Consider the following 7,343-nt stretch of genomic DNA (forward strand, 5'->3'; position numbering starts at 1 on the left):
AGCAACGCGTACAGCTAAACCTTTGAGGTTTAGAAGGATTTCCAGGATATCTTCCTGAACGCCTTCTTTAGTGCTGTATTCGTGTAGCACACTTCGATTTCAACTTCTGTTACGGCACAACCCGGCATAGAAGATAGAAGAATGCGGCGAAGAGCATTACCTAGAGTATGGCCGAAACCGCGCTCTAATGGCTCAAGAGTTACTTTCGCGTGTGTCGTATTGATCTGTTCAATGTCAACAAGACGCGGCTTAAGAAATTCTGTTACAGAACCCTGCATTGTGTCCTCTCTTTTTTTAACCTTACTTAGAGTAAAGTTCGACGATCAAGTGTTCATTGATGTCAGCTGATAGGTCAGAACGCTCAGGCATACGCTTGAATGTACCTTCCATTTTGCCAGCATCTACTTCAATCCAAGTTGGCTTTTCACGTTGTTCAGCAACTTCTAGAGCCGCTTTAATACGAGATTGCTGTTTAGCTTTCTCGCGGATAGAAACAACGTCGTTTGCCGCTACTTTGAAAGAAGGAACGTTTACAACTTTACCGTTAACTAGAATAGACTTGTGGCTAACTAGTTGACGAGATTCAGCACGAGTAGCGCCAAAGCCCATACGGTAAACTACGTTATCAAGACGACCTTCAAGAAGCTGAAGCAGGTTTGCACCTGTGTTGCCTTTAAGACGTGCAGCTTCTTTGTAGTAGTTGCGGAATTGTTTTTCTAGAACGCCGTAAATACGACGAACTTTTTGCTTCTCACGAAGCTGAACGCCATACTCAGATAGACGACCGCGACGAGCGCCGTGTACACCTGGTGCGTTATCAATTTTACACTTGGTATCGATCGCACGGACACCAGACTTAAGGAATAAGTCAGTACCTTCGCGACGGCTAAGCTTCAGCTTAGGACCCAAATATCTTGCCATGATCTTTCTCCAATATTCCTAGAAACGAAACTTAAACGCGACGTTTCTTAGGTGGACGACAACCGTTATGAGGGATTGGTGTCGCATCAACAATGTTAGTGATACGGAAACCAGCAGCGTTCAGTGCACGAACAGTAGATTCGCGACCTGGACCTGGACCCTTAACCATAACTTCCAAGTTCTTTAGGCCATATTCTTTAGCCATTTCACCACAACGCTCAGCTGCAACTTGTGCTGCGAACGGAGTAGATTTACGAGAACCACGGAAACCTGAACCACCTGCTGTAGCCCATGCAAGAGCGTTGCCTTGACGGTCAGTGATAGTTACGATTGTGTTGTTGAAAGAAGCATGAATGTGCGCTACGCCATCAGCTACTTGCTTGCGTACGCGCTTACGCGCGCGAGTTGGTTGTTTTGCCATTGTACTCTACCTTATCCGACTATTTCTTGATCGGCTTGCGCGGACCCTTACGGGTGCGAGCGTTGGTTTTAGTACGCTGTCCACGTAGTGGTAGACTGCGACGATGACGAAGACCGCGGTAACAGCCAAGGTCCATAAGACGCTTGATGTTCATCGATACTTCACGACGTAGATCACCTTCTACAGTGTATTTAGCTACACCATCACGCAGTTGATCGATCTGCTCTTCAGTTAGTTCACTGATCTTAGCATCTTCAGCAATACCCACTTCAGCTAGAATAGCTTGAGAGCGAGTTTTGCCAATACCGTAGATTGCAGTAAGTGCAATTACAGAATGCTTATGATCAGGAATGTTAATGCCGGCTATACGGGCCATTATTCACTCCTAAGGGGGTTCATAAAAGAATTATCCGCAGCAAAGCCCGTTATGGATACGCTGCGGCATACTACTTCTTTTGCACGCAAAAGGTAGGCCGAGGAATATACTCGACTCTACCTAGTATTTCAAGTAAAAATTTCTGCTGATTAGCCTTGGCGTTGCTTATGCTTTGGCTCACTGCAAATCACGCGAACGACACCGTTACGCTTGATAACTTTACAGTTACGGCAGATTTTTTTAACGGAAGCACGAACTTTCATTGCTAAACTCCGTAAATGGAATCGAAATAATTACTACCGAATTAACGGCCGTAACCTTTCAGATTCGCTTTCTTTAACACAGAATCATACTGTTGTGACATCAGATGAGTCTGTACCTGTGCCATGAAATCCATGATAACTACCACTACGATTAGTAGTGATGTGCCGCCGAAGTAGAAACGAACGTTCCACGCGACCATCATGAATTCAGGAATCAGACATATAAAAGTAATGTATAGAGCGCCCGCAAGGGTTAGCCTAGTCATCACTTTATCGATATATTTCGCTGTCTGCTCACCTGGGCGGATACCGGGTACGAATGCACCAGACTTCTTCAAATTATCAGCTGTTTCACGCGGGTTAAACACCAACGCTGTATAGAAGAAACAGAAGAAGATTATAGCTGCTGCATAAAGCATTACATACAAAGGTTGACCAGGGCTAAGAGCTAATGACACGTCAGTTAACCAACCGAACGCGCTGCTTTCACCATTTTGACCAAACCATTGCGCTAATGTTCCTGGGAACAAAATAATACTTGATGCAAAAATCGCTGGAATAACACCTGCCATATTAATCTTAAGAGGCAAGTGAGAGCTTTGAGCTGCAAAAACTTTACGACCTTGTTGACGCTTCGCATAGTTAACGACGATACGACGTTGACCACGTTCCATGAAAACTACGAAGTAAATTACAGCAAAAGACAATACCGCGATAAACAACAGAAGAAGCACATGCAATTCACCTTGACGCGCTTGCTCGATTGTTTGACCGATTGCAGAAGGCAATCCAGCAACAATACCTGCAAAAATCAGAATGGAAATACCATTACCGATTCCTCGCTCAGTGATTTGTTCACCTAACCACATCAAAAACATGGTACCAGTTACTAAACTCACGGTAGCAATAAGCGTAAACATGGTTTGGTTGATAACAACCAGATTGTCGACCATGTTTGGTAAGCCTGTTGCGATACCAATAGCTTGGAATGTTGCAAGTACAAGCGTGCCGTAGCGTGTATATTGGCTTATCTTACGACGGCCTGCTTCACCCTCTTTTTTGAGTTCCGCTAACGCTGGATGAACTACAGTTAGCAATTGGACTACGATCGATGCCGAAATGTACGGCATGATACCCAATGCTAATATAGATGCACGCTCAAGAGCACCACCGGAGAACATGTTAAACATTTCTACGATGGTACCTTTTTGCTGATCGAACAAATCGGCAAGTACAGCTGCGTCAATACCAGGGATCGGCACAAAAGAGCCGGCTCGGAATACTAAAAGTGCACCAATTACGAATAATAAGCGCGACTTTAGTTCACTTAAGCCGCTCTGAGCACTACGAAAATCTTTTCCTGGTTTCTTAGCCATCTGTACCTCGTTCCTCGAGATTATTCCTCGATTTTACCGCCTGCAGCTTCGATTGCAGCTTTAGCGCCTTTAGTCACGCGTAGACCTTTAACAGTCACAGCTTTGCTTAGGTCACCAGAAAGAACGATCTTAACAAACTCGATGTTCTTAGTGATAACGTTAGCAGCTTTAAGGCTGTTAAGATCAACTACGTCACCTGTTACTTTCGCTAGCTCAGCTAGACGAACTTCAGCAGACACTAGGCTCTTACGAGAAGTGAAACCGAATTTAGGTAGACGTTGTTTTAGAGGCATTTGACCGCCTTCAAAACCTGGACGAACAGAGCCGCCAGAACGTGACTTTTGACCTTTGTGACCGCGGCCACCTGTTTTACCAAGGCCAGAACCGATACCACGACCTACACGCTTCTTAGAAGGTTTAGAGCCAGCAGCCGGTGATAGAGTATTCAAACGCATTCTGATTACTCCTCAATCTTAACCATGTAGTAAACCTTGTTGATCATACCGCGTACGCACGGAGTATCTTCAAGTTCTACTGTATGGTTGATGCGACGAAGACCTAGACCTTTAAGACACGCTTTGTGCTTAGGTAGGCGACCAATTGAGCTTTTAGTTTGAGTTACTTTAATAGTTGCCATCGTGTGCTTACTCCGAAATAGATTCAACAGTTAGACCACGTTTAGCAGCAACCATTTCTGGTGACTTAACGTCTACTAGAGCACCAATCGTTGCGCGAACAACGTTGATTGGGTTCGTTGAACCGTATGCTTTAGAAAGAACGTTATGTACGCCTGCAACTTCAAGTACGGCACGCATTGCACCACCGGCAATAACACCTGTACCTTCAGCAGCTGGCTGCATGTAAACTTTAGAGCCCGAATGACGACCTTTCACCGGGTGGTGAAGAGTGCCTTCGTTAAGCGCAACAGTAACCATGTTACGACGCGCTTTTTCCATTGCTTTTTGAATCGCTGCAGGTACTTCACGAGCTTTGCTGTAACCGAAACTACGCGACCATTACCGTCACCAACTACTGTTAGTGCAGTGAAGCTCATGATTCGACCACCTTTAACCGTCTTAGATACACGGTTAACAGCGATCAGCTTTTCTTGCAAATCATTAGCTTGTTGTTGTTCTTTAGCCATCTTCCAACCCTACCTTAGAATTTCAGACCAGCTTCGCGAGCAGATTCTGCTAGCGCCGCTACTCGACCGTGGTATTGGAAACCAGAACGGTCAAATGCAACTGAAGCTACGCCTTTTTCAAGAGCGCGCTCAGCAACAGCTTTACCAACTGCTTTAGCTGCATCGACGTTACCAGTGTTCTTAACTTGCTCACGGATCGCTTTTTCTACAGTAGAAGCAGCTGCGATAACCTCAGAGCCGTTTGCCGAGATAACTTGAGCGTAAACATGGCGAGGAGTACGATGTACTACCAGGCGAGTTGCACCAAGTTCTGCAATCTTACGACGTGCACGTGTAGCACGACGGATGCGAGATGCTTTCTTATCCATAGTGATACCTTACTTCTTCTTAGCTTCTTTAGTACGCACATTTTCATCTGCGTAACGAACACCTTTGCCTTTGTAAGGCTCAGGAGCACGGTAAGAACGAATGTCAGCCGCAACTTGACCTACTACTTGCTTATCGCAACCAGTAATAACGATCTCAGTTTGGCTAGGGCACTCAGCTTTAATACCTTCAGGTAGAGCGTGCTCTACTGGGTGAGAAAAACCAAGAGTTAGACCTACAGCGTTGCCTTTCATAGCAGCACGGTAACCAACACCCTTAAGAGTTAGCTTCTTAGTGAAGCCCTCAGTAACACCCACAACCATGTTATTAACTAGAGCGCGAGCTGTACCAGCTTGTGCCCATGCGTTAGTAACACCTTCTTTCGGACCGAAAGTTAGGTTGTTTTCTTCCTGTGCAATAACTACGGCGCTGTTAAGAACGCGAGTAAGCTCACCTTTGCTACCTTTTACAGTAACTTCTTGGCCGTTTAGTTTCACCTCTACGCCAGCTGGAATAGCGACAGGTGCTTTAGCAACACGAGACATAATCTACTCCTTAAGCTACGTAACAGATGATTTCACCGCCAAGACCTGCTTTACGAGCAGCACGGTCAGACATCAGACCCTTGGAAGTAGAAACAACTGCAATACCAAGACCACCCATCACTGTAGGTAAAGAGTCTTTATTTTTATAAACTCTTAGACCAGGACGTGATACGCGCTTGATTTGCTCGATTACAGGTTTAGCTTGGAAGTACTTAAGAGTAACTTCTAGCTCAGGTTTTGCTTCGCTGTCAACAGCGAAGTCTACGATGTAACCTTCAGCTTTAAGTAATGCAGCAATTGCAACTTTAAGCTTTGAAGAAGGCATTTTTACAGCAACTTTATTTGCTGCCTGACCGTTACGAACGCGGGTCAGCATATCCGAAATCGGATCTTGCATGCTCATAAGATTTACTCCAAATGATTAAGTGGCAATTACCAGCTAGCCTTACGAAGACCCGGAATCTCGCCTTTCATGCAAGCTTCGCGAACCTTAATACGGCTTAGACCGAATTTACGTAGGTAACCGTGTGGACGACCAGTTTGGTTGCAACGGTTGCGCTGACGTGATGCACTTGAATCACGTGGAAGAGATTGCAGTTTAAGAACCGCATTCCAACGATCTTCTTCAGATGCGTTTACATCGCTAATGATAACTTTTAGCGCAGAACGCTTTTCAGCGAACTTAACTACTAGTTTTGCACGTTTAGCTTCACGTGCTTTCATTGATTGTTTAGCCATAACAGTAACCCTACCCTTACTTACGGAATGGGAAGTTAAAGGCAGCCAGCAGAGCTCGGCCTTCCTCATCGGATCCCGCAGATGTCGTGATAGTAATATCAAGACCGCGGACACGATCGACTTTATCGTAGTCGATTTCCGGAAAGATGATTTGCTCGCGAACGCCCATGCTGTAGTTACCGCGTCCGTCAAAAGACTTAGCGCTAACACCACGGAAATCACGTACACGTGGAAGTGCGATAGAGATTAAACGCTCTAAAAATTCCCACATGCGCTCACCACGCAAGGTTACTTTACAACCAATTGGGTAGCCTTCACGAATTTTGAAACCAGCTACAGATTTACGCGCTTTCGTGATAAGAGGCTTTTGACCAGAGATCGTTGCCATATCAGATGCTGCGTTTTCTAGCAGTTTCTTATCGTTGATTGCTTCACCAACGCCCATGTTTAGGGTGATTTTCTCAATCCTAGGGACTTGCATGACGCTTGTGTAGCTGAACTCTTTGGTAAGCTCAGCGACTACAGACGACTTGTAGTAATCATGCAGTTTCGCCATAGTAGAACTCCAAATTACTTCTAATTAGTTAGAAACAGTTTCGCCGTTAGATTTGAAGAAACGAACTTTCTTGCCATCTTCGATACGGAAACCGATACGGTCTGCTTTACCAGTAGCCGCGTTGAAGACTGCAACGTTAGAAGCATCAATAGCTGCTTCTTGTTCAACGATGCCACCTTGTTGACCTAGAGCCGGAACCGGCTTTTGGTGTTTTTTAACAAGATTGATGCCTTCAACAACAACTTTACCAGTTGTCAGAACCTTAGTTACTTTACCTTTCTTGCCTTTATCTTTACCAGCAAGAATGATTACTTCGTCATTACGACGGATTTTAGCTGCCATGTTGCCGCTCCTTACAGAACTTCAGGTGCAAGTGATACAATCTTCATGAATTTCGCGTTACGAAGTTCACGAGTCACAGGACCAAAGATACGTGTGCCGACTGGTTGCTCAGTAGTGTCATTTAACAATACACAAGCATTACTGTCGAAGCGAATGACAGAACCGTCTGGGCGACGAACGCCTTTACGGGTGCGCACTACTACCGCCTTCAGAACATCACCTTTCTTTACTTTACCGCGAGGAATCGCTTCCTTCACTGTAACCTTGATGACGTCACCGATATGTGCATAACGGC

The 7,343-nt window shown here is 45.2% G+C and carries 14 protein-coding genes and 2 pseudogenes; all 16 read right to left on the reverse strand.

Features of this window, described 5'->3' with window-relative positions; genetic code table 11:
- Window positions 1-278: pseudogene (locus tag MED222_RS07095) on the reverse strand (DNA-directed RNA polymerase subunit alpha); the annotation flags it as partial.
- A 22-nt stretch (window positions 279-300) separates the two neighbouring features.
- Entirely contained in the window at window positions 301-921 is a 621-nt protein-coding gene (gene rpsD, locus MED222_RS07090) for a 30S ribosomal protein S4 (RefSeq protein ID WP_004738777.1), read from the reverse strand.
- 31 nt (window positions 922-952) lie between these two features.
- Complete coding sequence (gene rpsK, locus MED222_RS07085) at window positions 953-1,342, reverse strand: 30S ribosomal protein S11 (protein ID WP_004738778.1); 390 nt, start codon at window positions 1,340-1,342, stop codon at window positions 953-955.
- Window positions 1,343-1,361: 19 nt separating this feature from the next.
- Window positions 1,362-1,718, reverse strand: coding sequence for a 30S ribosomal protein S13 (rpsM, locus tag MED222_RS07080; protein WP_004738779.1), 357 nt, complete (start codon window positions 1,716-1,718; stop codon window positions 1,362-1,364).
- A 149-nt stretch (window positions 1,719-1,867) separates the two neighbouring features.
- Window positions 1,868-1,981: a 50S ribosomal protein L36 gene (rpmJ, locus tag MED222_RS07075; RefSeq protein WP_000868186.1), complete on the reverse strand. Its 114-nt coding sequence runs from the start codon at window positions 1,979-1,981 to the stop codon at window positions 1,868-1,870.
- 41 nt (window positions 1,982-2,022) lie between these two features.
- On the reverse strand, window positions 2,023-3,357 hold the full coding sequence (gene secY / locus MED222_RS07070; protein ID WP_004736759.1) for a preprotein translocase subunit SecY: 1,335 nt from the start codon (window positions 3,355-3,357) through the stop codon (window positions 2,023-2,025).
- A 20-nt stretch (window positions 3,358-3,377) separates the two neighbouring features.
- Window positions 3,378-3,812: a 50S ribosomal protein L15 gene (gene rplO / locus MED222_RS07065; RefSeq protein ID WP_004736758.1), complete on the reverse strand. Its 435-nt coding sequence runs from the start codon at window positions 3,810-3,812 to the stop codon at window positions 3,378-3,380.
- A 5-nt stretch (window positions 3,813-3,817) separates the two neighbouring features.
- Window positions 3,818-3,994, reverse strand: a complete 177-nt coding sequence (gene rpmD / locus MED222_RS07060) for a 50S ribosomal protein L30 (RefSeq protein ID WP_004736756.1) — start codon at window positions 3,992-3,994, stop codon at window positions 3,818-3,820.
- A gap of 7 nt (window positions 3,995-4,001) precedes the next feature.
- Window positions 4,002-4,501 (reverse strand): annotated as a pseudogene (rpsE, locus tag MED222_RS21570) (30S ribosomal protein S5).
- A gap of 14 nt (window positions 4,502-4,515) precedes the next feature.
- Window positions 4,516-4,869, reverse strand: a complete 354-nt coding sequence (rplR, locus tag MED222_RS07055; protein ID WP_009847783.1) for a 50S ribosomal protein L18 — start codon at window positions 4,867-4,869, stop codon at window positions 4,516-4,518.
- 9 nt (window positions 4,870-4,878) lie between these two features.
- Complete coding sequence (gene rplF / locus MED222_RS07050; RefSeq protein ID WP_009847784.1) at window positions 4,879-5,412, reverse strand: 50S ribosomal protein L6; 534 nt, start codon at window positions 5,410-5,412, stop codon at window positions 4,879-4,881.
- A gap of 10 nt (window positions 5,413-5,422) precedes the next feature.
- On the reverse strand, window positions 5,423-5,815 hold the full coding sequence (gene rpsH, locus MED222_RS07045) for a 30S ribosomal protein S8 (protein ID WP_009847785.1): 393 nt from the start codon (window positions 5,813-5,815) through the stop codon (window positions 5,423-5,425).
- 29 nt (window positions 5,816-5,844) lie between these two features.
- Window positions 5,845-6,150 (reverse strand): 30S ribosomal protein S14, encoded by a 306-nt coding sequence (gene rpsN / locus MED222_RS07040; protein WP_004736747.1) that lies wholly within the window; start codon window positions 6,148-6,150, stop codon window positions 5,845-5,847.
- A 16-nt stretch (window positions 6,151-6,166) separates the two neighbouring features.
- Window positions 6,167-6,706: a 50S ribosomal protein L5 gene (gene rplE / locus MED222_RS07035; protein ID WP_004736744.1), complete on the reverse strand. Its 540-nt coding sequence runs from the start codon at window positions 6,704-6,706 to the stop codon at window positions 6,167-6,169.
- Between the two features lie 24 nt (window positions 6,707-6,730).
- Window positions 6,731-7,048 (reverse strand): 50S ribosomal protein L24, encoded by a 318-nt coding sequence (rplX, locus tag MED222_RS07030; RefSeq protein WP_004736742.1) that lies wholly within the window; start codon window positions 7,046-7,048, stop codon window positions 6,731-6,733.
- Window positions 7,049-7,059: 11 nt separating this feature from the next.
- Window positions 7,060-7,343 (reverse strand): 50S ribosomal protein L14 (rplN, locus tag MED222_RS07025; protein WP_009847786.1); only part of this gene is annotated, 284 nt, incomplete at its 5' end.

Origin of the sequence: Vibrio sp. MED222 (genome assembly GCF_000153005.1) — a bacterium.
GTDB lineage: Bacteria > Pseudomonadota > Gammaproteobacteria > Enterobacterales > Vibrionaceae > Vibrio > Vibrio tasmaniensis_A.